This window comes from Streptomyces sp. NBC_01261, from assembly GCF_036226385.1.
Lineage (GTDB): Bacteria > Actinomycetota > Actinomycetes > Streptomycetales > Streptomycetaceae > Streptomyces.
Genome location: NZ_CP108463.1, coordinates 45,685 through 70,470 on the forward strand (window position 1 = coordinate 45,685; position 24,786 = coordinate 70,470).

General features: G+C 67.3%; 20 protein-coding genes and 2 pseudogenes. 10 read left to right on the plus strand and 12 right to left on the minus strand.

Annotated elements, in window-relative coordinates:
• Positions 1-499: 499 nt before the first annotated feature.
• Complete coding sequence (locus tag OG226_RS00125) at positions 500-2,290, plus strand: helix-turn-helix domain-containing protein (RefSeq protein WP_329347178.1); 1,791 nt, start codon at positions 500-502, stop codon at positions 2,288-2,290.
• On the opposite strand, the gene OG226_RS00130 is transcribed toward OG226_RS00125, so the two are convergent.
• Both OG226_RS00130 and OG226_RS00135 read right to left on the minus strand, forming a co-directional pair.
• Positions 2,269-4,458: a tetratricopeptide repeat protein gene (locus OG226_RS00130; RefSeq protein WP_329347179.1), complete on the minus strand. Its 2,190-nt coding sequence runs from the start codon at positions 4,456-4,458 to the stop codon at positions 2,269-2,271. The two genes, OG226_RS00125 and OG226_RS00130, sit on opposite strands and share 22 nt — an antisense overlap.
• 41 nt (positions 4,459-4,499) lie before the next feature.
• Positions 4,500-4,964, minus strand: coding sequence for a hypothetical protein (locus OG226_RS00135; protein WP_329347180.1), 465 nt, complete (start codon positions 4,962-4,964; stop codon positions 4,500-4,502).
• Positions 4,965-5,263: 299 nt separating this feature from the next.
• On the opposite strand from OG226_RS00135, the gene OG226_RS00140 reads away from it, so the two are divergent.
• Positions 5,264-5,815 (plus strand): hypothetical protein, encoded by a 552-nt coding sequence (locus OG226_RS00140; protein WP_329347181.1) that lies wholly within the window; start codon positions 5,264-5,266, stop codon positions 5,813-5,815.
• A gap of 29 nt (positions 5,816-5,844) precedes the next feature.
• Complete coding sequence (locus OG226_RS00145) at positions 5,845-6,237, plus strand: hypothetical protein (protein ID WP_329347182.1); 393 nt, start codon at positions 5,845-5,847, stop codon at positions 6,235-6,237.
• A gap of 299 nt (positions 6,238-6,536) precedes the next feature.
• On the opposite strand, the pseudogene OG226_RS51420 reads toward OG226_RS00145, so the two are convergent.
• From OG226_RS51420 to OG226_RS00165, 5 genes and pseudogenes are all read right to left on the minus strand, one after another.
• Positions 6,537-6,647, minus strand: a pseudogene (locus tag OG226_RS51420) (sporulation protein); the annotation flags it as partial.
• 197 nt (positions 6,648-6,844) lie between these two features.
• On the minus strand, positions 6,845-8,305 hold the full coding sequence (locus OG226_RS00150; RefSeq protein WP_329347183.1) for a UvrD-helicase domain-containing protein: 1,461 nt from the start codon (positions 8,303-8,305) through the stop codon (positions 6,845-6,847).
• The gene (locus tag OG226_RS00155; RefSeq protein WP_329347184.1) at positions 8,302-8,784 is read right to left on the minus strand and encodes a hypothetical protein; all 483 of its coding nucleotides are present in this window, start codon (positions 8,782-8,784) and stop codon (positions 8,302-8,304) included. Before OG226_RS00155 ends, OG226_RS00150 begins: the two co-directional genes overlap by 4 nt.
• On the minus strand, positions 8,781-9,653 hold the full coding sequence (locus OG226_RS00160; protein ID WP_329347185.1) for a DUF6083 domain-containing protein: 873 nt from the start codon (positions 9,651-9,653) through the stop codon (positions 8,781-8,783). The genes OG226_RS00155 and OG226_RS00160 overlap by 4 nt, the downstream gene beginning before the upstream one ends.
• A gap of 170 nt (positions 9,654-9,823) precedes the next feature.
• Positions 9,824-10,087 carry a helix-turn-helix transcriptional regulator gene (locus OG226_RS00165; protein WP_328674909.1) on the minus strand — a complete coding sequence of 88 codons (264 nt, stop codon included), beginning with the start codon at positions 10,085-10,087 and terminating at the stop codon, positions 9,824-9,826.
• Between the two features lie 641 nt (positions 10,088-10,728).
• Here OG226_RS00165 and OG226_RS00170 point away from each other — a divergent pair.
• Together OG226_RS00170 and OG226_RS00175 are read left to right on the plus strand one after the other, a co-directional pair.
• Positions 10,729-11,301: a hypothetical protein gene (locus OG226_RS00170; RefSeq protein ID WP_329347186.1), complete on the plus strand. Its 573-nt coding sequence runs from the start codon at positions 10,729-10,731 to the stop codon at positions 11,299-11,301.
• Positions 11,302-11,516: 215 nt separating this feature from the next.
• The gene (locus OG226_RS00175) at positions 11,517-12,125 is read left to right on the plus strand and encodes a hypothetical protein (protein ID WP_329347187.1); all 609 of its coding nucleotides are present in this window, start codon (positions 11,517-11,519) and stop codon (positions 12,123-12,125) included.
• 237 nt (positions 12,126-12,362) lie between these two features.
• Here the strand turns inward: OG226_RS00175 and OG226_RS00180 are convergent, their stop codons facing one another.
• The 4 genes from OG226_RS00180 to OG226_RS00195 form a co-directional block, all read right to left on the minus strand.
• Positions 12,363-13,085, minus strand: coding sequence for a helix-turn-helix domain containing protein (locus tag OG226_RS00180; RefSeq protein ID WP_329347188.1), 723 nt, complete (start codon positions 13,083-13,085; stop codon positions 12,363-12,365).
• Positions 13,085-15,202 carry a hypothetical protein gene (locus OG226_RS00185; RefSeq protein WP_329347189.1) on the minus strand — a complete coding sequence of 706 codons (2,118 nt, stop codon included), beginning with the start codon at positions 15,200-15,202 and terminating at the stop codon, positions 13,085-13,087. Before OG226_RS00185 ends, OG226_RS00180 begins: the two co-directional genes overlap by 1 nt.
• Positions 15,203-15,227: 25 nt before the next feature.
• On the minus strand, positions 15,228-15,827 hold the full coding sequence (locus OG226_RS00190) for a helix-turn-helix domain-containing protein (protein ID WP_329347190.1): 600 nt from the start codon (positions 15,825-15,827) through the stop codon (positions 15,228-15,230).
• A 315-nt stretch (positions 15,828-16,142) separates the two neighbouring features.
• A complete protein-coding gene (locus OG226_RS00195; RefSeq protein WP_329347191.1) occupies positions 16,143-17,582 on the minus strand; it encodes a hypothetical protein in 1,440 nt (479 codons plus the stop codon).
• Between the two features lie 948 nt (positions 17,583-18,530).
• On the opposite strand from OG226_RS00195, the gene OG226_RS00200 reads away from it, so the two are divergent.
• Positions 18,531-18,995, plus strand: coding sequence for a hypothetical protein (locus OG226_RS00200; RefSeq protein ID WP_329347192.1), 465 nt, complete (start codon positions 18,531-18,533; stop codon positions 18,993-18,995).
• Positions 18,996-19,046: 51 nt separating this feature from the next.
• Here the strand turns inward: OG226_RS00200 and OG226_RS00205 are convergent, their stop codons facing one another.
• Positions 19,047-19,814 carry a transposase gene (locus tag OG226_RS00205; protein ID WP_329347193.1) on the minus strand — a complete coding sequence of 256 codons (768 nt, stop codon included), beginning with the start codon at positions 19,812-19,814 and terminating at the stop codon, positions 19,047-19,049.
• A gap of 55 nt (positions 19,815-19,869) precedes the next feature.
• Here OG226_RS00205 and OG226_RS00210 point away from each other — a divergent pair.
• The 4 genes and pseudogenes from OG226_RS00210 to OG226_RS00225 form a co-directional block, all read left to right on the plus strand.
• Positions 19,870-20,253: pseudogene (locus OG226_RS00210) on the plus strand (TnsA-like heteromeric transposase endonuclease subunit); the annotation flags it as partial.
• 56 nt (positions 20,254-20,309) lie between these two features.
• Positions 20,310-22,412, plus strand: coding sequence for a transposase (locus tag OG226_RS00215; RefSeq protein ID WP_329347194.1), 2,103 nt, complete (start codon positions 20,310-20,312; stop codon positions 22,410-22,412).
• On the plus strand, positions 22,400-23,443 hold the full coding sequence (locus OG226_RS00220) for an ATP-binding protein (RefSeq protein ID WP_329347195.1): 1,044 nt from the start codon (positions 22,400-22,402) through the stop codon (positions 23,441-23,443). The genes OG226_RS00215 and OG226_RS00220 overlap by 13 nt, the downstream gene beginning before the upstream one ends.
• Before the next feature lie 195 nt (positions 23,444-23,638).
• The gene (locus tag OG226_RS00225; RefSeq protein ID WP_329347196.1) at positions 23,639-24,688 is read left to right on the plus strand and encodes a hypothetical protein; all 1,050 of its coding nucleotides are present in this window, start codon (positions 23,639-23,641) and stop codon (positions 24,686-24,688) included.
• Positions 24,689-24,786: the final 98 nt, after the last annotated feature.

Below are 24,786 nucleotides of genomic sequence, written 5' to 3' on the forward strand. Positions count from 1 at the left end.
TATCGCTGCTCTTCGCGACAGGGGTGGGCATAAACGGGGCTGAGTGACGACAGAGTATTGTCAGCTGAAACCGGTTGACGGCGGGCCGGGCCACACCGCTTCTGCGGTGTGGCCCGGCCCGCCGTCAACCGGAGGGAGGTGCCATGTCTGTCCGAGATCCTCCGGATCCCAAGGACGGAGATCAGCTCTAGGCGCTGCCCCCGCTGCAACGGGGGAACAACAGTGCTGGAGTGATCACCTGACGTGGATCACCTGACGTGGGGCCCCGTGTCACAGACTCAAAAGATGATGCGGGGTTCCACGTCGCTCGGCAGGTCGCTTCCGCTCTGCGCAGGTCTATACCGCCAGCCGCAGCTGCCGCATTGAAGAGGGTACCCATACAGCTTGCACGGCCCTCCTGGTCAGAAGCATCCGTCAGAGGGAAGTTCCCTCTGACGTGACCCGTCCGGCGGATATAAAATGGACCTCGTCGGCGAGAGGGGACGTTGTGGGGCGGGGCATGGCACAGATGTTCAGCGGCCGACGACTGCGGGAGGCGCGCATCGCCGCCCGCGCCGGCCGCGGGATGACGGCCGAGGAGCTTGCCCGTCTCAGCGGGACCAGCAAGTCCCAGATCCTCGCTTATGAGAACGACCTGCGGGTTCCCGAGCCTCCCCGGATCAAGGACCTGGCGTCCGCACTAGGAGTTCCACCTCTCGATCTGGCCGACCAGTCCCTGATGCCTGAATGGACACTGGCTTCATTACGCCGCGCCAGCGGTCTCCGCATTGCAGACGTGTGCAAAGAACTAAGAATAAAGCCACACGTCTACCGGCGTATCGAGTCCACAGGACTCACAGGGCAAGACTGCCATGGCGTCACTCCCCGCCTGGCTGCCATGATGAATGTTCTGGTGCAGGACGTGGAGAACGCTCTCTCCAATGAGCCCCTCTACCATTCCAGAATAACAGAGATTTCTGCACTAATATACGAGCTGGTGCAAAATTTCGTGAGACCCGGAAACTTGAATATGCCCCAGGCCGACGAGACTCTCGTCCGCCAAATAAGTGCCCATCTAGGTCGCCATGCACTGGCCGTTTCGAAGATTCTCGGGCATGAGATCTCCACTCTCAGGGAGACACACAGGCGTGCCATGATCGAAAAGGCGACCGCCCACTATGGCACAACTCATGAAGAGCAGGCGCGCGCCAGTCGGCGAATGAACGCCGAAAACCGAGTCTTAGCCAACGCGGAAACCGTCCTTGCGCAACGTCTGGATGTTTTTTTCCGCTCTCAGCTCTCAGCAGAATCGTGGCATCTGCTGGCGAAACTTCACCTGCGGCAGTCCCGAAAATCTTCCAATCCGACTCTGCTTTGCAGTCCATCCGCTGCTCAGGAGATCGGCGCGTTCGCAGAGGCTGCCGGAAAAGACGAGCGGACAGTCGGCATTACAGCGGAGGGACAGCGGCACTTCATATCCTTCAAGTCATGGTACGACCTGCAGTATCCGTGGATACAAAAAGAGAACGAAGCCTACGAGCAGTCATTGCTGTCGGGCCGGTCAGAGCTGACGACCCAGCTGCAACAGCGGTTCACAGAGGCGGAGACGATTCTGTTCAGTTTCGATGGAGTCCTGTGCCGCCTGTTCACCAGTGACGGCCGTGCCATTACGAGTCACATTGCGCAGGCAGCTCACAACCTACAACTGTTCACCAGCCCTGCAACGCCTGCAGACCCGGTCGCCCTACTCCGGTCAGTAGTCGATCAGGGGTCGGCCCAGCAAATCCGTGAGCTGGACGAGATAGTGGCGGGTTACGAACTGGAAGCAGCACGGCGTGCGGTACCTCTGCCTGGGGTTGTCCAGCTTCTGGAATCGCTCTCCAAAGGGCCGTGGCGTATGGCTGTAGTGACTGACCATGCCAGATCGGCGGTAGAGGCCTTCTTGTCTCCGCTACAGACGGAGCGCTCCACTTGGACCCTGGAAGTGTACGGGCGGCCACGTGATCCCCGGCTGATGAAACCGAACCCGCACGCGGTCGCCCTCGCAGCCAGTCAGTTGGGAGGCACGCGGTCACGAACGCTCCTCATCGGAGAATCCGTGGCGGACGCGCTGGCTGCGCGCGCAGCCGGGGTGAGCTTCATTGGGATCGCGGCCACCCGCGGCAGGGCCCGCATGCTCCGGGATGCTGGTGCAACGCGCCTTGTGGCTACGTTGTCCGAGCTGGCCATAGCTGTGCAGCTGTGCGCATCGGGGTCGGCCGATGCACCAGCCATGACCGGAGGACTCGATTATCCGCCGGTCGATGTCTGACCGGGTGGCGTGCACGAGACAACAGCCGCAGCGACCCGCTGGCTGTGGGGGTGATGCGGGCCAAGAGTGTCCGCCATCGCCTGCTGGACGGCGGTGAGCAGAGAATGTGCCCGTTCCATCTGGCCGCTGTCGCGCATCGCGCATCCGAGCCGGTAGGCGGTGTGCAGTGTCTGAGGGTGCTGAGGGCCCAGTACACGCTGTCGGACGCGGTGGATGCGCTCGTACTCGGCCAGCGCCTCGCCCAGTTGTCCCCGGTCCTGGACTAAGCACGCGAGGTTGTGGCGGGCGGTCAGGGTGCGAGGGTGCTCTTCTCCCATATGCGTACGGCGCCAGGCGAGGACGTGCTGGTACTCAGTGTGCGCGTCATCGAGACGCCCTAAGTCGTGCAGGACGCGCGCCAGTTCATGGCGGGCGGTCAGGGTGTGGGCATGCTCATCACCCTGAGTGTCACGACGTAGGGCGACCACGGCAGTGAGTTCGACCTCCGCATCGTCGAGGCGCCCCAGATCGTGCAGAACGCGCCCGAGTTCGTGGCGAGCGGTCAGCGTGTGGGAATGACGGTCGCCCAGCAGGATCCGGTAGCCGCGTTCCACCTGCCGGTAGGCAGATTCCGCCTGGGCGAGCTCTCCGAGCTCGTGCAGGACGCCGGCAAGGTTGTGGCGTACGGAGAGGGTGTCCTCGTTGTCGTGACTGTGCCGGTGCCGATGGAACTTGAGCAGACGGGAGAACTCATCGCGAGCGGGTCGCAAAAGACCACGGGCCAGAAGGTAGCGGGCGGCGTTCTCCGAGCCTCTCGCAACCGCTGTCTGCAGGGCACCGGGAAGCTCCGACAGGGCTTCTTGCTGGCGGATGAGGAAGAGAGAGTGTGGCGCCAAGAGATGCCAGGTCGGCCAGTTTTCTGGTTCCTCGGGCAGTCCGGCTTGTTGCAGGTCGCAGGCCCGGTGCAGGAGTTCGACGGCCAGTGCTAAGTAGTGCATCTGGCGACTCGCGTCACGGATAAGAGGGTGGACCCTCAGTGCGGAAGGCGTCTCGGAGCCGGCAGTCGTGTGCGGGTCATGGACGGGTGTGTCGGTGGCCATATCGATCAGATGAAGAGCAGAGAGGGCTTTGAGGGTGCGCCACAGAACCCTTCCGTCGATGCCCTGGAAGTCCGGGTGCCCGGCCAGCGTGGCAGGGTGCACCAGAGCAATCGGGATCGGCGCTTCGGCGAAAACCGACAGCAGACCGAGCAGAGGGCGGGCATAGACGCTGCCACGGTGGTGAAGGAGGTCGAGCGAGAGACGCCAGGTGCCAGCGATGGCTTGGGCCGGGTTGAGGGTATCCGCCTGAGGGCCGTCCAGGGCTCGTCTGAGGGCGGCGAAATCGTCGGGTGCGCCAGGTTCACGGAAGGCACGGGGCATGGCATTCACCTCGGCTAGGTAGGCACCCGCCAGCTTGAGAGCCAGAGGCAGCCCTCCCAGACGTCGAGCAAGACTGCGGGCGGCGGAGTGCGTTCCGACGTAGGGGCCGGCATGATCCGTCAAAATGCAGGAGGCGTCGTCATCACTCAGTGGGTGTACAGGGTGAAGTGCGGAGACGGCGCCCCAAAAACTGGGGGTGCCGTCGCTGGTGGTGACAAGGACCAGTCCGCAGGGGCAGGTGTGAGGACGGGCCCAACCCGTGCCAGCGGCAAAGAGTCCGGGGCCGTCGAGGACAGCGGGGTCGTCGGCACCGTCAACGATCATCATCCAGGGGGTTCGGGAACGGTTGAGCGTCTGCCACAGGACATCGACGAGTTCGTGAGCGTGGGTCTGACGGCCGCGCAGTCCCAGACGGCCTGCCAAGGCGCGCAGACTCTCTTCGAGGGGCTCCGGCCTGCGGGCACTAAGCCACCACAGAGAAAGCCGTTCGCCGAGGTGCTGCTGCGCGCGGTGGGCGGCTTCCAGAGCAATGGCCGTCTTCCCGCATCCGTTAAGACCGTGCAGGACGTGTACCCGGCCGTCTGACAAACCGGTGAGATGGACGCGGGTAAGGGAGTCCACAAGTGCCTCTCTCCCTCGCAGCGGCAGTGAAGGGTCACGCAGCCCCAGGGGCGCAGCCAGGGTGAGGGGGTGGCTGGCGGAGGCGCTACGCAGGATGGTCTGCTGAATATCGATGCGGCCGGCGGCCAGCGCCCCGTTCTGCGCCACGATTCGCGCCTGATGCGGAAGATCACTACCCGGAAGCGCCATCAGGGGCGCTGGGGGGGTAAAGGGGAGCCGATGTTCACCCCGCCTTCAACGTTAACGACAGCGCCAGCCACACCGTGATCGGCTCGGATAGTGATGTCGCCGCCGGCCGCTGCTCCCCCGACATGGGCGACCGGGCCGTGAGCATCGTGGACGGTATCGAGGATGGCTGCGAGCTGATGCGCGGCGGTGGTGCGGGCATCCACGTCGGTAATGCCACTCAAGAACGCTTCGAGCCGGGTCTGCCAGACACCTTCCATACGGTTCCGGTCGGAGGGAGCAGCTCCCGTCAGAGCCGCGTGGGTGCGGTCGAGGCGCTCAAGTTCAGCGGTTTCGGCGGCGGAGTCACCGCGCGCGAGCAAGCGGGCCAGCGCCGTTTTAACTGTGTTCCAGGTGTCGGTGCTGGCTGCCTGGACGACGGCGGTACCGCCTGCAGCCGCTAGCGCAGCGATCGCGTCGATGCTCATGTTTCCCCCTCGTCACCAGTGTTCTGCGTACCAGGGCAGCCAGATGGCTGCCCTACCAGGACAACCATTCCTCAAGGAAGCACAGGCCACTCTTAATCTTCGTTGATCGAATCTTCTTTTGAATCATCTGCTTTGGACATGCGTATGTCCCAAGAGCCGCAACTGTCGAGGAGCGTGGGATGGCAGAGAAGTAAACGCGCCAAGGACCCGGCATCGCTACTGTCGTACCCGCAACACGAAGTGACGGTGCCTCCGATTGCCGGCACCGACTGCGGATGCCTCTGAAAGGAGGGGTCTCCTTGATCGGTTCACGGCGCGTCGCCGGCAGGACGGCCGAGCAACAGGAGGTAATGCGTCGCCTGTACAAGCTTCATGTGGGACCGCTACGCCTGTTCCTCCTCCTGGAGTGCGCGCCGCTGACCATCGATCCGCTGGACATCGCCGACAAGGCGTTCTTCCAGGTGTTCGACCAGCAGGGCGAAGGATTCGGCTTCTGTGACCTGCGGAAGGCTGCAGAGGGAATCGTCAGTGCGCTCAGGGAGAGTGGAGCCGCACGCGCATATGCCACGTACCGACTCGAAGATGTCTTCGACCCGTACTTGACTGAAGATCTTGAACCGGTACGTCGGGCGCTCCAGGCCATTGACCGGCTCAGTCTTGCCGAGCGGCGGGCAGTGGAAGCTGAATGCCTTCACCTCTTGACCATGGACGGTCTGACTCAGGCAGTGGGCGGAGCGGCCTCGACAAGAAGGGTGCAAAAAGCAAAAGGGCTCGCCAAGTTGGCTGCGGAAGAAGTCAACCTAGACGTACTGAAGCCCTTTTTCATGCAAATGGGGAGGAACGCACAATGAGTACTACTACGACGAATAGGTTCGCAGTCATGCTCTACCGCCACTACCACACACTGCAGCGGCGGCTGGCAAGCGACGAACACGACCTCGACCAGCGATTCGACGCGATCATGGCGCGTCTGGACGCACAGGACCAGCAGCGTGCCGAACAGCGCAGGCCGTCACGCCGCTCGCGGTTGGCAACTGCTGTCTCTCGCCGCCGGACTCTGGGTGCGGCACGCGGAGCGTTTGCCGGCGGGGCGGCCATCGCCGTGGCGAAAGTTGCCCACGTGACCCAAGGAGCCCTCAGCCTCGTCATCGCCATCGCCGCCGGATCCGCCACAGCTGCCCTGGTCGTTGCACTCACCGACGTTAGGAGCGTCAAAAAGCTCCCCCGCCGCCAACACCGCGAGCGCAACGATGTTCCCGCATCTGCACCCTAAGACGGTGTTCTAGGCAACCTGCATCCCCCGACAAACAGGGAAGACCCGTCGGCAACGACGCTGGCGTCAGCAGATCGGGAGCGATACGCCCCGGAGTTGCCCCCGTCGGGCATGCGCCAATTTGACGTGGCTTCCTCATCAGCCGTCCGCCTCAGCGTGGGTTATGCCTTCGGACGTGGCGCAAGCGGTATCTGGATACGTCTACCCAGACCCATCGGGTGTCCTCGGGGTGATCTCTGCATCCGGGTTGCCGCGGATGGCGGATCGATCGAGTGACGTCACACACCGGCTGGCCAAGTTCAGGCAGAAATGCCGAGTTCGGTGTGGGTGTGGTGGATGAACTCACGGACGTAGTCCTTGGCTCGGGAGGACTGGACGCGGGCGAGGATGTCGACGGACCGGTGGCCGAGTGCGATGTCGCCAGCGGCCTGCCCCAGTTTCAGCTGGCTTCACCAGCCAGCACTGAGTAACCGAGGCGGCCAGCCCCCGCTGCTGACCGGGCCAAGGACACCATCCCAGCTCAACGACGCACTCCCGCGGCGGCCTGCCGAGACGTGTCTGCTCTGCGGAAGACGGACTGGTCGCGCCCGATCGTGCCGTGGCTACGTCATAGCGATCCGTGTGGATGGTCGTGGATCCAGGACAGGCCTCCGAGGTCGAGTCGGGAGCGGGTGCGCGTGACGGCGACATAGGCGAGGCGGGCGTCTGTGTCATGGATAGGTCCGGGTACGGCCCGGCCTTCGGCGTCTTGCTGGTCGGTGTTCTTGGGCGGGGTGAAATCGTCCGCGATCTTCACGCGGGGCCATTCGCGGCCTTTGGCTTTGTGGGCGGTCGATACGGTCACCTGGGCGTGCTGTTCGGGCACGAGCCGGGCGACGGCGGCGAGGATGGCGTCGGTGCCGTGGGTGTCGACGAGGTCAACGAGGGGCTGCAGGTCTCGGCCGGCGGGGTCGTGGGCGGCGTAGTCCTGCAGTTCGCCCCAGGAGGGGAACAGGATCAGTTCGGGGTGGGTGGTGCGGCGGCCGTCTTTCAGGTCGCGGGCGGCCAGGGCCAGGGCGCGCAGGCTGTCTCCTACCTCGACCAGCGCAACGCGGCATCCGGCAGTCATCAGGTCCATGACCTGGGCCATGGCGCCGACGTTGGTACGGCACAGCACCACGTCAGGCCGGGCGAGGGGGCCGAGTTCGGTGGGCACGTCAGGGGTGCCGGTCAGGCGGAGGGGGGCGTCGGCCAGATGCAGCCAGCGGTTGGCCTCCTCGGCGAGTAGGGGGCCGAAACGGAAGGACTGGGACAGGGCCAGCTGGGTGCCGTCGAAGCCGGTCATGACGTCTTTGGCGCCGCGCCAGTGGTAGATGGCCTGGGCAGAATCGCCGACCATGACGAGCTGGGCGTGGTCGCGCTGGCTGAGGAAGACCTGTTCAACGACGGGGTTGGTGTCCTGGGCCTCGTCGAGGAGCAGGAAGTCTGCGTCGATTCTCGGCCGGGTGAGGGCCCAGATCTTCAGGTAGTGGTCGTGCTCGAAGCGGACCGCGCCGTCGTAGGGGTGCTGCAGGTCGGCCCAGGCCTTGTGGGCGAACAGCACGATGTGAGCGGCGAGTTGGGCGTGCAGGTCGGTGTGTTCCAGACCGCGTAGTGGGGGCACGTGGTGGCGGGTGATGGCTTCGTCCGCGGTGTGGCAGAAGCGGGTGACGGTGCGCAGCGTGGCGTTGGAGAGAGCCTTTTGGGTCACCTCGCAGTCACCGATGCGGATGGCTTTGGTGATGTCGAGGGCCTGTCCGGTCTGCCAGGCCGGACGGCGCGGCGCGTTCAGGCGGCGGGTGTAGCGGTGGCCGACGGCCCCGTAAGCCAAGGCGTGCGCGGTCTTGCACTGGACGGTGTTCGGGAAGCGGGCGCCTGCGGCCTGGGCGACGGGCCGGTTGAAGGCGAGATAGCGGCCTCGACGCCGGGTGGCGTGGGCGAGGAGAGCGAGGGTGGTGGTCTTGCCAGTGCCGGCACCGGCCTGCAGGGCAAGGTGGTCGCCGGCCTGGAAGGCGTCGGCTGCTGCCACCTGCTCGTCGGTCGGTTTCATCGTGTGGGCCTCTCGGGAAGCCGGGTGAGTGCATGCCCGACGGCGGACAGCAGGTGCGCGGGGGTGGTGTGGGCCAGGAGTTCGCGTACCGCGCGGTCGAGGCGGTCGGTCTCCTGGTCGGCGTGCTGGGCCAGGGCGCGGTGCAGGGCCAGTTCCACGAAGCGCTCGGGGCTCTGGTGCGCGCGGCAGGCTTCGGCTGTGAGGGCGGTGTGGGTGGCGGCCGGTAAGTCGATGTTGAGGAGCACCTTGTGGTCGGTGTCCGGGTAGTGCGTGGTGATCACGTCGATGGGCAGCCGTGCCCCGAGCTGGTGGCGTAGTCGGCGGGCGGCCTGGTGAGGGGTCTTGGCGTGGACGAGGGTCATGAGGCGGGTGGTGTCGTGGTTGGCGGCGAGCGACAGTACGCGGGCGGCGCCGCGGAGTTCGGCCTGGGCCAGGGGGCGGGTGAGCACGATTTCCAGGGCGTGGTGCGGCATCGTCATCCCCTCCCCTGTCGGCGGGTCTGGGGGTGGGGCAGTCGGGTGTGGATGTGTGTCGCGTGCAGGAGGGGGTCGAAGGGCTGCCATCCGGCCAGGGCGAGTTCGGCGGCACCGGGGGCTGCGGCGTGTGTGGGGCAGCGTTGGGCGCGCCAGCGCAGTTGTTCGCTGTAGGGGAGCTTGCCGAGGTCGTAGACGGCCATCAGGCCGTCGGGGAGGGCGAGTTGGCCGTGCTGTGTTGTGGCCGGCAGCAGTCTCCAGGTCCCGGTCGGGCCGTTGGGGGCAGGGACGGTGTGGGTGCAGCGGTGGCGGTGGCGGGTTTGGGCTACGCAGCGGAGATCGTTGAGGGGGTGTTCGGCGAGGTAGCGGCAGAGCAGGATCTGTACGACGGGGCGGTCGGGTTCACCGGTGTCGGTATCGGTGGCGGTGGTGGGTTGTGTGCTGGTGGCCGGGGCGGGGGTGAAGTTGCCGGTGTCGATCATGCGGCGGGTGCGGACGGCGAGTTGGCGTCGGATCGCTTCGAGGCCCGGGGCGGTGTTGCAGGTGGGGGTGCGACGGGGGCAGAGCAGGGTGTGCGGGATGCGGCACCAGGCGCTGCCGTCGCCGTGCGGGTGGGCGATGCCGCCGCTCAGGTGCCAGCGGGAGGATTCGGGGACGTCGGCGGCGGCCAGTTCGGCCGGGTGGAGGGCGATGGGCCGCTGGTCGGTGCGCTGGTAGAGGTCGATGCGGTTGCCGCACTGGCGGCAGCAGCGGCTCTGGCCGACGCGTAGTAGGCGGCTGGGACTGGTGCCGGCCACCCGCAGGGGTCGGGGGCGGCGGGTGACGCGGGGGCTGCCGTCCCAGTGGCGGCCGGCGGGGGTGGGAGTGGGGCACATGGCGAGGACCGTGCCAGGCGACACGCGGCCCGGGGTGCCGCGGCGGCCGGTATGTCCTCCGGTCGGCCCAGCCGGAGGGAACGGGCGTGCGGGCTAACGGTCTTGTGTTCTATACCTGCTCACCGGTTCGGGTGATTTGCGGCGGGGTCCGTGAAGGGCGCGCCAGCAGGTCAGGAGCCTTGTGCGCCGGGCGGGGTGTGGTCGTCGCAGAGGGGGGCCAGCAGGTGCTCGATGGGTACGTCGAAGGCGTGGGCGAGGGCGTGCCAGGTGGTGACGCTGCCGGTGGTGCGGCCGTGTTCGAGGTCGATGAGGGTGCGGCGGGCCAGGCCGCTGCGCTCGGCGAGTTCGTCGAAGGTCCAGCCGCGTTCGCCCCGCAGGCGCGCCAGCGTGACGCGCAGCGCGGTGAGGTCGGGGTCGGGCGGCAAGATCGTCACTCCACCATCCGACGGTGCAGGACCCTGCCCTGTCAGTGCAGACCTCTGCACTATCTGGCGAGGCGGGAGTGACATTCACAGTGCAGAGATCTGCACTACCGTGCGTTCGTTCCGGCCTCCAACAGCCGGGCACCGACCACCGCGGCAGGAACAGAGGGGAGGACGACCAGCCGATGAGGCTTGCCCGGGCGCATGCGCCAGTGCGGCGCATCTGGACCGTGGAGCTGCGTCCGCAGACAGGCGGCCCGCTGCTGGCCTGCCCTCATCCCCGCTGTGCGGCAGCCACTCCTCTGTCGGCCTCCTCCGCACGGTCCGCCGCGCTGACACACCTGGCTCGTCATGCCCGAGCGGACGTACTGCCCTCGCACCTGCGGACCTGCCAGTGCCGGGCGCGGGGGTGTGTCTGGCACCGTCGCCACCGCGGGTGCGCCGGACCGGTCCTGCTCGCGTTGACCCGGGATCGCAGTGGCCGCACCTGGCGTCTGGCCGACGCCTGCTCCGCCTGTGCCGCGGTGATGAGCGACACGGCCGTCGTACCCGACACGTCGCTCAGGCCCGGGCCCAGATGCCCGGCGTCCCGAGCCCGATCTGCTCCGCCCAGGCCGCTCCACGGGCCGGGTGAGCGCACAAGGGTGCGGGAGATGCTCACCTACCTCGGTGCCGCGCTGCCCCGCTTCACCTCCCCCGCCGCCCGCCTGCTTGCTCTGCAGTGCGCCCTGCGTGCCGACGCCAGCGCTTATGTCCGGCTGCCGGGCGGACTGCTGCGCGGCATGCGGCTGCGCGGCCGCGGGGAACTGTGGGAAGAGCTGGAGCATGCCGGCTGGCTGAGCTGCAGAGCCGGCGGGCATCCGCACATGGAGGCCCAACTACTCGACGCCGCGGTCCTCGCTCAGCGAGCCGGACGCCGTACGCGGGCCCGCGCCGCCCAGTGGGCACTGAGCCCCGCCCCAAGGGCTTTGCCTGACGGGTGGCCGCCGTCCGTGCGACTGACTGCCCTGGCCGTGGCCTCCTGCACGTCGGACGAGGGAGGCAGGACCGACATGGAAGTACTCGCTCGCCTATGCGGGCACTCACCACACCAGATCGAGGAACTCCTCGACCGGCTGGTCGCCGCGCGCATGCTGGCTTCCTGGCAGTACTGCCAGGAGAGTGATGAAGTCTCCTGGCACTTTCCGTCCCCTGCCGAAGTGGGCCGCACAGATGTGCGGCAGTGATCGCGCTCCCCTCTCCCGCCGTGCCGCGCTCGGCGGGAGAGAATGAGACATCACTCGACAGGAGCATCTCGCTCCTCTCGTGCATACATGTTTCTAGACTGTCGCGGTCTGCGAACGGCTCAGTTGTCGTGGACGGACACACTCCACAGCTCTTCGCGGGCTCGGCACCTGCTACTTTCACCGCCACAGCCGCACATCGAAGAAAGGCCCATGTCATGTCTGAAAACCGGGCGCCCGCCACCGAACTGACATCGCAGTACAGCGCCCAGGTGGCAGGCGATCTCGATCGCAACACCAAGGAACAGGAACGTATCGCCGCCGAGATCGAGGCACTGCAGGAGCAGTTGAGTGCCCTGCAGCACGACCACAGTGTGCTGGTGAGCATGCAGCAGGCGCTCGGCGTCGCAAGCCCGGCCCGGCCGGACACCAGCACCTCGCAGTCCGCACCTGAGCGGACCTCTGCCACACCAAAGCCGGCCAAGCCCAAGAAGGCAGGCGCCACAGGCGCAAAGAAGACTGCCTCCAAGAAGCCCGCTGCCAAAGCCTCGCCTGCGGCAGCCTCCGCACCGACCCTCGTCGAACTGATCCGCACTCACCTGGTGGAGCAGGGCGAGCCGCGCTCCGCTGCAGAAATCTCCTCCGCGCTGGGACAAGCCCATCCCGAGCGCAACATCAAGACCACCGTCGTGCGCACCACCCTCGAAGGACTCGTTGCCAAGAGTCACGCTCACCGCGCCAAGCAGGGCTCATCCGTGTTCTATACCGCCGCGTCCGCCCCGGAGCCCACTGTGGTCGAGCCGCAGCCGGAGGCAGCGGCCGGCTGAGCATCCTCGGGCCGCCGCGCACTCCTCCGTCCCGCAACCCGTGGCCCCGGCACCGAATGCCCCAGGCGGGGCACAACGGGCGTGCCTCAGTACGCAGCAGGCAGTACGAGCAGTCGGGTGACAGGGATTGCCTGGGGTCCCGACCCGTAATTTCCGTACTGCTGTGGCCAGGCGGACAGTCACCCAGCGGCGGCGGGATGTAGGCACCTGCGATCCCAGCGATACCGCCCAGACGCATCAGCGCGGGCGCCAGGTGCGGATCTCCAGGTGGATGATGTGCACATCCGGACGGATGCGGCCGGTCTCCACCAGCCATTGATGAACGGCTGCGGTGACGTCTCCGCCCGCGGCGTCGACGCGTTGGGCAAAGCCGGCGGCGTCGTGCCCGCCAGTCTGGGAGGAGCCGTAGGAGCGCTCCTCGGTGTGGTCGGTGCGCTGGATGACGTCGCGGCGGATGCCGGGTGAGTCGGTGCGGCTGCCGGAGGGGTGCACGTAGCCGGTCTTGGCCAGACGGACGGTGAAGGCCAGGCGCAGGCCGTGGCGGGCGGCTTCGGCGATCAGAGGGCGCAGCCGGGAGGAGCCGGAGGCGATCGCCTGGGCGCCGACGCGACCGGTGCCGGAGCCGGTGGGAGTGATCAGGACGGCTTTGCCGCGTACCCGGGCTGTGGCACCGGAGGTGGTGGTGCGGCGGGTGATGTGCCGGCTTGCGATGGAGGCGAGGTCGGGGAGGTCGGTGATGCCGCCTGTCTGGACGGCGGCCAGGACCTGGCGCAAGGCAGGGACGAAGGCTGCGCCTTTGTTCTTTGTGTAGAACTGGGACACCAGGGAGGCGTCGCGGTTGATGATGCGGGCGATGTCGCGCTTGGTGTAGCCGGCTGACTGCAGTTGGTCGGCCAGCTGGGCGGCCTCGTTCAATTCGCGTTGCCCGGTGGGGCGGTTGCGGCGGGGGCGGGGTGGCATCAGGCCTCTCCTGCGCTGGGGGTGAGGGCGGTGCGTCCGGCGTCCCGCAGGGTAAGGAGTTCTGCCTCGGTGGTGGGTGCGGCTACGGGGCCGGTGAGGTGGCCCTTGAGGAGGTAGTCGCCGGGCTGATGGTGATGCGGCCAGGCCTGCGGCTGGGTGAGGTAGAGGGCGTCGGTGCGGAAGGCGACGACGCTGCCGGGTTCGGTGTGCAGGGCTCCGGCGTAGGTGTTGTCGTCGCGGTGGCGCTGGGTAAGGAGGGCAGCGCGGGCGCCGGACCAGATCGCGGCGGCCCATTCGGGGTGGGCGTTGGGGTCCCGGCTGAAGCCGGTGGGCTTCTGCCAGGTGATCTGTTCGTCGTCGAAGCCGATGATTTCGGCGTCCGGCGGGATGTCGCGCTCCAGGGTGCGGGGGGTGGTGCCGGTGACCATGCGGGGGCGCTGGGCGAAGGAGCCGATGCCGTACAGGAGGATGGCGCGCACCGCGCGGGAGGCGAGGTGGGCGGCGCGGGCCTGCTGGGCGTCACCCTGGAAGTGGGCCTGGGCGGAGAGGTTGGTCCAGGTCTCTTTGAGTTTCTTGGCCCAGTCCTCGAGGGGTTTGCCGTCCTCCCACAGGATGCCGTCGAGGATTTCGATCTTCCACGGGGTGAGGGGGTTGGTCAGGGCGGTGTGGATTTCGGGGCCGCCGGCCCAGGTGGTGAAGGTCGCGCCCGGGGTTGCCGGGTAGTGCCAGGCGCGGTCGCCCGGTGCGGGGGCGGGCAGGATGCCGACATGATTCCACGTGTCGGGGACGGTGGCCCGCACCTGCCAGTGGCCGCAGCCGTACAGGGCCCGGGTCTGTTCCTTCTCGCTCCAGGAGGCGAAGGTGGCGGCGGTGATCCGGCGGGGGGTACCGACCGGGGACTTCCAGGTGTGTTTGGCGTAGGCGAAGGTGCGGTCGTACTCGACGAGTTGGGGCAGTTGTTCGGGCACGCGGGGCGGGAGGATGAGTTCGTTGCGGCCCTGGCCGGCGGTGGCGTGCAGCAGGCCGCGCAGTTCCTCGGACAGGACGGGAAAGCCTTCGGCGTGCTGGCCGCGGGTGGGGATGGTGCGGGTCCACAGGTCGCGGCCGGTCTGGGAGGGGGAGCCCATGACGACGGCGTCGGTCCAGTGGCGGCGCAGCGCCTGCCACAGCAGCACGAACGCGTCCCGGACGGTGGCCGGGTCGTCGCCGCCGGTGTCGAACCACTCCCCCACCGAGCGGATTTCGACGTGGCTGTCGCCGTCCTCGCGCTGGTAACGGCCGACAGGATGGCGGGCGTGCACGAAGTGCCCGGCCATCCGGTCCTTGCCTCGGCCGGTGTCGGTGCGCCAGCCCGGCGTGGGGGCGTTCAGCCAGGCCGCGACCGCATCCCGCAGATACGGATAGCGGTCGGCGTCACGGTGCCAGGGGTCACCGGCGGTGATGTAGATGCGCTCCGTACCTTCGGGCAGGATATGGAAGACGGCGGTCAGAATGGCGGCGACCGAAGTGTTGGCCAGGTCGAGGCGGTAGGTCTGGCTGCGGTGCACCAGCACGCCCGTGTCCGTGTCCAGGAAGACCGTGGTGCGGGCCTGCTGGGTGAAGTTCGGCGGAGTGGAGAGCAGGTTCGGGGTGTGGGTGAACCAACTGTTGCCCGCTGCTCCCTCGGGGATCGACGGGAGAGCACGCGGCGCGTCCGGGGCTTGAGGCTTCCCGGAGACGGGGCCCTCGGCAGGGGCCGCCGGCAGCGCGGCGGCCATGGGCGGTGCTGGTGCGGTGGTGGTCATCGCGGGCGCCACCGCACCTGTCCGGGCGGTGAGGTGGGGCGGAGACTCAGCGTCTGCGGTGGCTGGGAGGTCCGGCTCGGGGTGGGACGGGGCGGTTTCAGCCGTAGTGAGGCGGTCGAGGGCCAGCGCAGGGGCCAGGGTGACGATGTGAGCCACGCTCAGTCCGGCCGCCGGAGCGATCCGTTCCGCCTTCGCCTTCGCATAGGAGGCCAGTTGGATGATCAGCTTGTCGCGGTCCGCTTCCTGCTTCGCCAGTACGGCCCGGGTCCTCTTGATCTGGTCCCGCACGGTGCGCAGATCGGCGAGCGCGGCGCTGTAGCTCTGTGCATCCATCGAGCATTCCTTGTCCGGGCCGGGTTCAGTCGACGGTGGCGTGAGTGGAAACGTAGGCGAGGGCTCCGCCCGAGTGGGAGACCAGCCGCGTACCCAGCAGCTGTTCGGCAAGCTGCCGGTCGCCTCCGGTCTGGGAGGTGAGGCAGGTATGTGGGGCGGCCAGGTCGGTGACGTAGCCGGCCAGACGAGCGCCGGGAAAGGCGTGACGGCCCTCGGAGTTCTTCTCCCACCGCTGAAGGCCAGTCAGGACGGCCACCACGTAGCCCGCGAGCGTGACCGGCAGCACTCTCCCGGCCGCAACACTCGCCGGGTCGCACCGCCACCAGCCGCGCAGCGCCTTGAGCAGGTCATCGGGCGAGAGGGCAGCAGCGAAGCCGAGCCAGGAGCGTTCCGGTCCCTGCGTCCGCCGGGCCGCATCGACCCGCAGGACGGCGATTTCCTGGACCGGCAGTCGATCGAGCGGCGCCTGCCGCCGCGTCTGCAGAGCCTGGACGACTTCAAGCGGGACCATGACGCGTACGCCGCGGCGGGACAGGCCCGGCAACAGTCCTGCAGCGATGAGGCGGCGAAACGTGGTGATCGCGCAGCCGAGCTCTTCCGCGGCCTGTCCGGTCGTCAGCAGCACCCCATCCCCACCTAATCCCTGCTCAGATATCTGATTCGGCATGCAGTGTAGTTCGGAAGACGAAAGGGCGTCAAACTCTTGATGGCATGGCGTGGCCAGATGCGCCGGCCCAACCAGCAGAGGACGCGCACACCGGACCATGACCCAGGCCGTCCGCTGCCAGGCAGCACAGGCGTCCTGCGGGCCGCATCGGCTGCGCCCTTTGGCTACACCTCGGCGGCCCGCCGCAACAGCGTCCGACAGTCGGAGAGCCGCCCGAGAACTGCGGTTCGGCAACGGCCACGACCTGATGCTCTCTGGTCTCGTCGGTCCTGGTCAGGTGGAGGAATCGAGTTGGTCGAGCCATGCGCGGGCGGCACTGGCTGCACGGCGGATAGCCTGCTCGTCGGCACCGACCCTGCTGATCACTCCGATCCTGCGGTTAAGGCGTGCGTTCACTTCCCGATGTGTGGCACCTGTCGCTTTGACGAGATCGTTGACCATGGCCGTCAGTCGGACGTGGGGGTTTGGACCGGTATCGACTTCACCGTCATACTGTCGTTCCCACTCGGGTTCCGGGTCATATAGTGACTCGCGTTCCGAGCAGTCGGCGCAAAACTCCAAGACTCCCTCGACCTGCGCTTGCCCGCAGCTGACGCAGACCCAGTTGTCGCAGTTCGCGCACGACATCGAGGCCCCGTCGGAGTCGTGTCCCCAGGCACGTTCCTGCGACGTGCACTGGCCGATGCACGGCCGCGACGCGAAGGAGGGGTTCGCTGCAGGTTCTGGCACGCCGCCGGAGGCCTCGCGAGCAGCCAGTTCTGCCCAGCGGGCTCTGTTTTCCTTTCCACGCCGATTGCGTGCCTGCTCGAGGGCTTCCCTTTCTTCAGGCGTGAGGTGGCCAGCGCACGCGGCTACAGGAGAAGGGAGGTCATCGTAGGCTGGCCATTCGGCGACCTGGCGGCGGCATCGGCGACCAGTGGTCTTGCCATACCGGGTACATTCTGATGCCTGACCCTTGACGAGATCCTCCCGGCCGACGGCGGAGGATGCTTCCTTGGTGTGCGTCTTGGACGCCTGCTCGGAGGCTGCCTCCTTGTCCAGCTCTGCCTGCAGGATTTGCCGCCAGTCGTCACCGATCTCGGGAAGCGCAAGAGCGGCACTGACGCCATCGACCTGCAGGCCATGCCGTCCCGCCACGTGTACGAACACCGGCTGAATGGCTGCGAGGACCTCGTCGGTGAACCGGGGAACGAGATAGGGCGACACAATGAGAACGGCTGCCCACCCCCCGGAGCAGTTGCCCGGTATCAGTTCCACGTTTCCTACATCCGCCAGCAGGGCAGCAGCCTCGCTATTGCCCTGCTCATACATCAAGAACGCCGTTTGACCCAGCACGCGATGCAGAGTGGATACCGCTGACGCGGCTGGCCGGGGTGGCAGGGCAGCAGTGGCGGCAGGTGCATGCGCTGGCACCGCCGTGCTTGCCGGCATGGAATACAGGGGCGCAGGTGGTGTTTGCTCGAGGACCGACTCAACGGCGGCTGGACGGCTGAGAACTTCCTCAAGCACCGCCTCGAGCACGGGCACGGAGTCCGAACTGACGAAGTTGTCCACCGCGCCCTGGTTGACCCAGGCCAGTGTCAGCGTGGCCCCGTCGTAGAAGGACACGTTCGCGTTCTGACTCAACAGAATCCAGGTGAACCGCCGCCGTTTCTTCACTGCTTCCAGCACCTGCGGCCACAGCTCCTGCACGACCACCGTCTCGTCCGCCATATCCGCTCCCCATGTGATGCGCTTTTAGCAGCGTAGAAAGAGGCACTGACAACTAGGTTCATCACAAGGGCAGTTGGCTTGACCTCGGCAACCGTTGCTGACCCGTCATGACATCGCTGCGTGCGACGAGGCAGAAGCCCCCTGATCCACAGCGCCGTCGGTGCCGAGTGGTTCCAGTTGACGGTGCCGGGCACCGGATCGGGTTGATGCACGCGGAGGCCACCGGCGGAGGCACCACGACTCGAGCAGGGCCGGGTTCAGCCGTCAGGCGTGCTGCGGCTGATGTCCCTGCCGCAGACGGCGCGTCGAACACATTTCGAACTTAGAGCGGGCTCACGCTCAGCAAGATTTTTTCGGTCATTTGTTCCCATGCCGTGGCCGGGATGCAACGCGTGTAGCGCGCGGCCGTCTTCCTCTCCTTCCTTGTCGTCAGCTGCGAGCTGAAGGTCGGCCGCGTCTTACTGTTCGCAACGACTATGCGCAGCTTGGAGCGTCGCGCCTGCGGGCACAGTGCGTGGTGGAGTACCTCGTCTTGGAGCAGAAGGCGGGGCAGTGTAGAGCGGGGGTCTGACAATGCATCCGCAACCGACGCAACGGAAATGGCGCGAAGTCTCGGCTACCGCCTGGTACTGAGATTGGACGCCTCAGGCGCGGCCAGACGGTGCGTCAGGATGCGCTCATGAGTCACCCTTCGTCTTGCAGGGAACAGGCGGCGGCGATGCCGCGCGTCCATGCCCTACTTCTGCCTGGCAGCATCGAGCGCTTGGATATGTCCGGCCGGATGCCGCAAACATCGCGGTGATCTGTTCGGAGGTTGCGGTGTCAGGTCTTCTCCCGACCTCGCCTACTTTCGCGGCCTGAGCGCGTCATGACGGCCCGACTAGTCGTCGTAGGCCAGGCCGGTCCTTGCTCAACACGTGTTCCAGGCACCTGTCTTGAGTCCAAGCGGTGCCTTCCGTCCTGTTTCCCTTGCAAACTGGAGAGTTGTTCGTGACCTCCCTGCCTTTCTCGGTGCAGGAGCAGTCTGCCCTCGCACCGCTCCTGAGCGCTGGCCGTCATTCCGCTAACCCGGCGCGCATGATGGCTCGGTTCGTGGATCCGCTCGGAGTCAAGCGTGAGGTGCCGTGGCTGGAAGCTGCCGAAGAGCAGGCACTGGAAGAGTGTCTGCCGATACGGCAGTTTCCAGTACTCAAGGGCCGCCGTACGGCACCGGGTTGGTGGTGGTCAGCGACTGACCGGTGTTTGGTGCCCTATGGATTCAAGGCCATGCGCACGCAGGTCATGATGCTGGACCACGACCCGAGGGTAGTGGCCCTGGCCTGTCGGCCGGTGGAGCTCCTGTGGCATGGCCGGGGCGGGAAAACCATCTCGCATGCGCCGCATCTGATGGCACGTCTAAGGCTTGTCCCGTAAATGATCTTCGGGTCGTCTCGGGCGTGGTTGGCCGCGTGGCGGTCCGCTTGCCTATCCGGTGAGGGCGAGGTTGTGCAGTCGGGCGATGCCGAGCATGGCGTGGTGGACGCCGGCGCCTTTGAGGCGACAGTCGCGGAGGATCTTCCAGGTCTTCATACGGGCGAAGACGTGCTCGACGCGGGCTCGGACCTGCTTGTGGGACTTGTTGTGTGCCTGCTTCCAGTCGGGCAGGTCTTCGCCTTTACGCCGGCGGTGGGGCATGACGAGTCCAGTGCCGGGGTAGCCGCCGTCGGCGATCGTGAGTGTCTTGCCGACGGCGGCTTTGGCGCCGGATTCTTCCCATGCCTTGCAGTCGTTGCGGTTTCCGGCGAGCGGGCGGCCGACCAGGACGACCAGGCGGGTGTCGGCGTCGATGACGACCTGGTGGTTGGTGGAGTACCGGTAGTTCTTGGACTGCGCGGCGATGGAGTGGTCGCGGGTGGGGACCAGGGTGCCGTCCACGATGAGCACGGTGTCCTTGGCGAACCGCTTTCGGGGCTGGAGCGCGAGCATCGGCCCGAGGTGGTCGATGATGCGGTCCGCCGCCGACTTCGACACCCCGAACAGCGGGGCGAGCTGGCGCATCGTCAAGTTCGTCCGCCAGTACGCCGCGACCAGCAGAGTCCGGTCCTCCAACGGAAGGCTCCACGGCCGGCCCTTGCGGACCGCGTCCGCACCTTCACGCCGCAGCACGCTCACCAGCTTCCCGAAACAACGCGGGCTCAGCCCGGTGAACGGGGCTATCCAAGACGGCTCCGACGCCGTGATCACACCAGCCACGCCAAGATCATCTCACCTGTGACCAGCAGTTACGGGACAAGCCTTAGCAGACGGCAGTGGGCTTCTGGTTGATTGTGCAGGCACGTTCGGAGCCGGGCGGCGGCTCGTCCGGCGTGCTGCACACCTCGAGGCTGCGGCCACGGCGGCAGGTTGGCGGTACCGGTTAGTGGGGCCGCCGCCGCGTGTGGTGGAGGCCAACGTGCGTTGGCTGGCCGGCTACCGGCATCCGCGGTGCGCCGGGGGCCGGTTGCCTGAGGTAATCGCATGCTTCCGCGCCCCGTTGTCCCTGATGGAGGGAGTGCATCTGCTGGGCGATCCGATCGCGGTGTGGCCGGTCGTGTTCCATGCGCTGTGGACTGGCGTGCTGAGCGTGCCGCTGGAGCGTGTACTGCACGAGCGCATGGTCGCGGTTGCTACGCGGACGGGGGCAGCACGATGAGCCGACCGATCCTTGCGCTAGGTGACGCCCTACGGCACGGCGGCCGGGAGTGGACCGTGGCCGGGATCGAGGGGGCCATGGCGTCCGGGGCGCGGATCTGGCTGGCCGACAAGAACGGGGACGGCTCCTTGGCCGTGTTCGCTCTGTCCGAGCTGCTGAGGGATCCCGGCTTCGGCCCGATGGCCGGCCCGCGTCTTCGAGTGCCGCAGGTCGGCCTGTTGGCGACGGTACCTGAGGATCAGCAGCTGCGTGCGCTCGATCTGGAGCGGCACGTCCGCGAGGTGGAGACCGGATACCCGACGCCAAGCGGCAAGGGGCTGGTGAAGCCTCAATACGACCCCGCAGTTACGACGCTGGCTCAGCGTGAGCAGGCGAAGGCCGATGAACTGGCCGCACAGGGCTGGCCGCGCGTGAGCCGGGCGACGGTGCGCAGGTGGCGGGCACGCTACCACGCGGACGGAGTGTGGGGGCTGGTCGTCAGGCGGCGTGGCTCGACGCGGCTGGAGCGGGCCGATCCCCGGGTGGTCGACGCGCTGCGTGCCCTGCTGCCTGAGGAAGCTTTGCGTTCGCGCTCGCGAGGGTGGAAGAAGCGGATGCGGCGGGAGACGCAGTGGTGGCTGGATACACGGCATGGTGAGCAATCGGTCGAGGTGCCGGCCATGTCCACGTTCAACAAACTCCTCGACGCTGTGGAGAAGTCCCTCGGGTTGCAGGGGACGGTGGCGCAGCGGCGTGCCCGCGCCGCGCGCCCGACACCGCCGTTCAAGCCGACCCTGGCGCTGCGGCCCGGCGAAATCGTGATGATGGACAGCTCGCCGCTGGATGCGCTGGTGGTCCTGGACGACGGGGTGGTGGGGCGGCTGGAGCTGACCACCGCTGTGGATGTGGCCGTGCGCGGGCTGTGGGGGGTGCTGCGGCCGACTGGGACCAAGCTGACGGATGTAGCGGTGTTGCTGGCGCAGATGATGACGCCGGTGGTGATGCGTCCGGGGTGGGACGCGGCGCTGTCGATGGCCGCGTCGGTGGTGCCGCACGAGCGGCTGACCGCTGTGGATGAGCGGCTGAAGGATGCAGCAGCACGGCCGGTGATCGTGCCCGAGACAGTGGTGGTCGACCAGGGCAAGGTGTTCATCTCCCCCGCCACGCGGGCCGCGTGCGAGAGCCTAGGGATCTCCCTGCAGCCGGTGCCTCCGGCCAATGGACCAGCCAAGGGGCATGTAGAGAGGGGCTTCGGCTCGATCGGCACTGAGTTTTGTCAGTGGCTGCCTGGCTTTACCGGCTCGCGTGTGAGTGAGCGCGGCTCACGTGTGGAGCAGGAGCGGCTGTGGACCGTGTCCGAGCTCCAGGTGCTGTGGGAGGAGTTCCTCGTGCACTGGCACCACCGCCCGCGCGAGGGTTTGCGACACCCGTTGATGCCGAAGAAGGCCCTCACGCCCAATCAGATGTGGGCGGCGCTGCTTCCGGTGGCGGGCTATGTGCCGGTGCCGCTGTCGGCGGACGACTTCGTGGAGTTGCTGCCAGTGCGCTGGCAGCCGATCACGGACGCCGGTGTCCGCTTCGACTACCGCACCTACGACGACCCTTGCCTCAACGGCCATCGCGGGCAGGACTCCGGGGTGGCCTCGGAAAAGGGTCTGTGGGAGGTGCACTACAACCCCTACGACCCCGTCCGGATCTGGGTCCGGTTGCCGGAAGGGTTTCGCGAGGTGGCGTGGATCCACGCCACCTCGGTCGGCCTGCCGTTCACTCACCACGTGTGGGAGCACATCTGCAAGGTGGTCGAACGCACCGGCTCGCGGGAGGAGCACGAAGCCGCACTGGTCTTGGCCCTGGATGGCTTCCTCAAGCGGGCCGCTCGCAAGGAGAAGCTGTCCACCGCGGAGCGGCGGGTGGTAGCGAAGTCCCGTGCCTCGGGTGCGGTGCCGGTGCCCGCAGGAGAGCTCAACGTGCTGGACGTGCCCGCACCGTCGTTCGGGCTGGCCGGCGTGTACGCCGTGCCCGACCTCGACGACGACACCGTGCCCGACGCATACGACGGCGGTGACGAGGGCGAAGACATCTTCGGCCCCCGTGACGATGAGTTGGAGGCCGGCCGGTCCGCTGGCGGCTGTCACATCCTGGGTGACACGGAAGCGGAGGAGGACCCGTGGCTGCCGTAACCAGCGCCGCAGACGACGACTTCTTCGACGACGAGGTTGCTCCTGGTGCGGTCACGAACGGCCTCCTCTGGCAAGCCGAGGTATCCCGCCCGCGTGTGCCCGCGCCCCCAGTGGGCGATCCGTCCTGGAACCGCAAGCGGCTGCTGGACTACCACTCCGAGTTCGTCACTCTCAAGACCCCGTTCATGGAACAAGCGCTGACCCAGCTCAGGCTGACGCTGCTGGTGAACAACCGGCAGCGGGGCACCGCCCGGCGTGGCCTGATCGTGTCCGGGCCTCCCGGGGCGGGAAAGTCGACCACGCTTGCCGAACTTGGCCGGTCCTTCGAGCTGAGCGAACGACGCCGCCTCGGGGGCCGGGAAGGCTACATGCCCGTGGCGTTCGCTTCCATCCCGCCCACCTGCACGCCCAAGAGCCTGGTCCAGGTCCTGGCCCGGTTCGCCGGTATCCCGGTCCACGAGCGGATGACTGAGAACGCCATCACCAACGCCGTGTGCCACGTGCTGTGCGAGCGGCGCACCCGGCTGGTTTTCTTCGACGACGTCCATCTACTCAACACCCGCACCCGGCCCGGGGCTGACACCTCCGACCAGGTCAAAACCCTTGCGGAGCGGGTACCTGCAACGTTCGTGCTGGCCGGTGTCGATGTGGAGCACTCACCGCTGCTAGCCGGCCCGCGCGGCGCTCAGCTCGCCGCCCGCTGCAAGATCCTGCGCACTCCTCCACTGCTCAACGGCACCCCCGTGCAGAAGGCGGCGTGGCGGGAGCTTCTGCAGAGAATGGACGGGGCGCTGCGGCTGGCCCGGCACCGGCCCGGAACGTTGGTCCGTCACGCCGACTACATCCATCTGCTCACCGGCGGTGTGATGTCCAGTCTCTCCCTTCTGGTGCGGGAGGCCGCGATCCGCTCCATCGTCGACGAAAGCCACGCGGTCACGAAGAAGCTGTTGTCGCAGGTGGTGCTCGACGTTCAGGCTACGAACGCGGCACGTGCCACGCGCAGGCAGCGCAAGGGCGGACTAGCCACCTAGCGCGGTGCCGCGGCCTTGGCGCCGCACCATCGCGGGCCGGTCATGTTCAAAGGACCCCAACTGCGGCCCCTGTTTCGGGGCTCTCGATCCTATCTGCCGCAAAGGACCACGCCTGTGCATTCCCCCCATCCAGCACCTGTGCCCTCTCTCCATGCACCAGTCAGCCGGGAGCTGACCGGCTCCTGGATTCGCAGGATGACCGCCGGATTCGGGCTGTCGGCACAGGACTTGCTGCGGGCAGTCCTGGACGGTCCGCACGGTGTTCACGTGACGGGCACACCCAAAACCGGACTGGAACTGTTTCTCAACGTACCCGCACAGGCAGCTATGGCCCAGTTCACCGGCACGCCCCTGTCCCAACTCACCGCCATGCTGCCCAGCCTCGCCGTTTGCCACAGCCGTCTCGAAGATGCCCCGCTCCGGCGGGCCGCCTGGTACACACCCGGCATGGCGTGGGTGGCGGCCTGCCCACCATGTACCGGACGGGCCTGGTTGGCGGGGCCGGGCGTGCAGGTGTACCCGGGAGCTGCCGGGCATATCTGCCGTCGCCACCGGCGCTGGCTTCTCGCGCGCGCCGGGAAACCAGCGGGCATTGCACTGCAGAGCCTGCCCGAGATCCTTGCGGCTCACCAGCGCCATGTCGCTCTCGTACGGACGCATCCGCGCGGCAGGGACGTGGTGGCCTTCGCCGCGGCGGTGGTGTGGTCGTGGCAGGTGCAGCGATGGAGATCGGAGACCATCTGGCAGGACCGGGTGCGCCGACTCGCCGCGGTCACGAGGTGCCCCCCGGCGGCCATCGTGCCTCATGCCCTGCTGGCCTATCCGGAAACGATTGCCGTCGCCCGGCTACTCGGGGACGGCCGCTGGCAGCAGCGCCTGCGCTTGAGCGTCGCAGCTGCAGGCGCTGCTGCCGCCGAGAGGTTGTTTCTCCAGGAGGTTGGCCTCCGCATCGGCAGGCCGTGGCTCGCGGACTGGCTGGGTGCCTGTAGCCGCGCCCGTGGCTGGGAGGCCGCACGAGCGGATCCGCTTCGGCAGTGGCTGCTCACCGTGGCAGACGGCACCAGCGATGACCGCTTGTGGATGGTGGACCAGTCCGTGGCACGGCCCGCCGAGTACAGCGACCGCGCCGCTCTCCTCGACGACGGTCGTACTCGCGCCTTGTCGGAGCAGGCCAGAGCAGCCTTCTTGACCAGCGGGTGGGAACCGCTTCCCTCGCTACGACCAGGGAGAGCACCGTACCTGTGACTCCCCCTGGATCACGGCGGATTCATCCGCTACCAGGTCGGCGCATGCCGCGCAGCATCGCCAGCCGTGGACCGCCACGGGCGGCTCTTTCCCCGCGG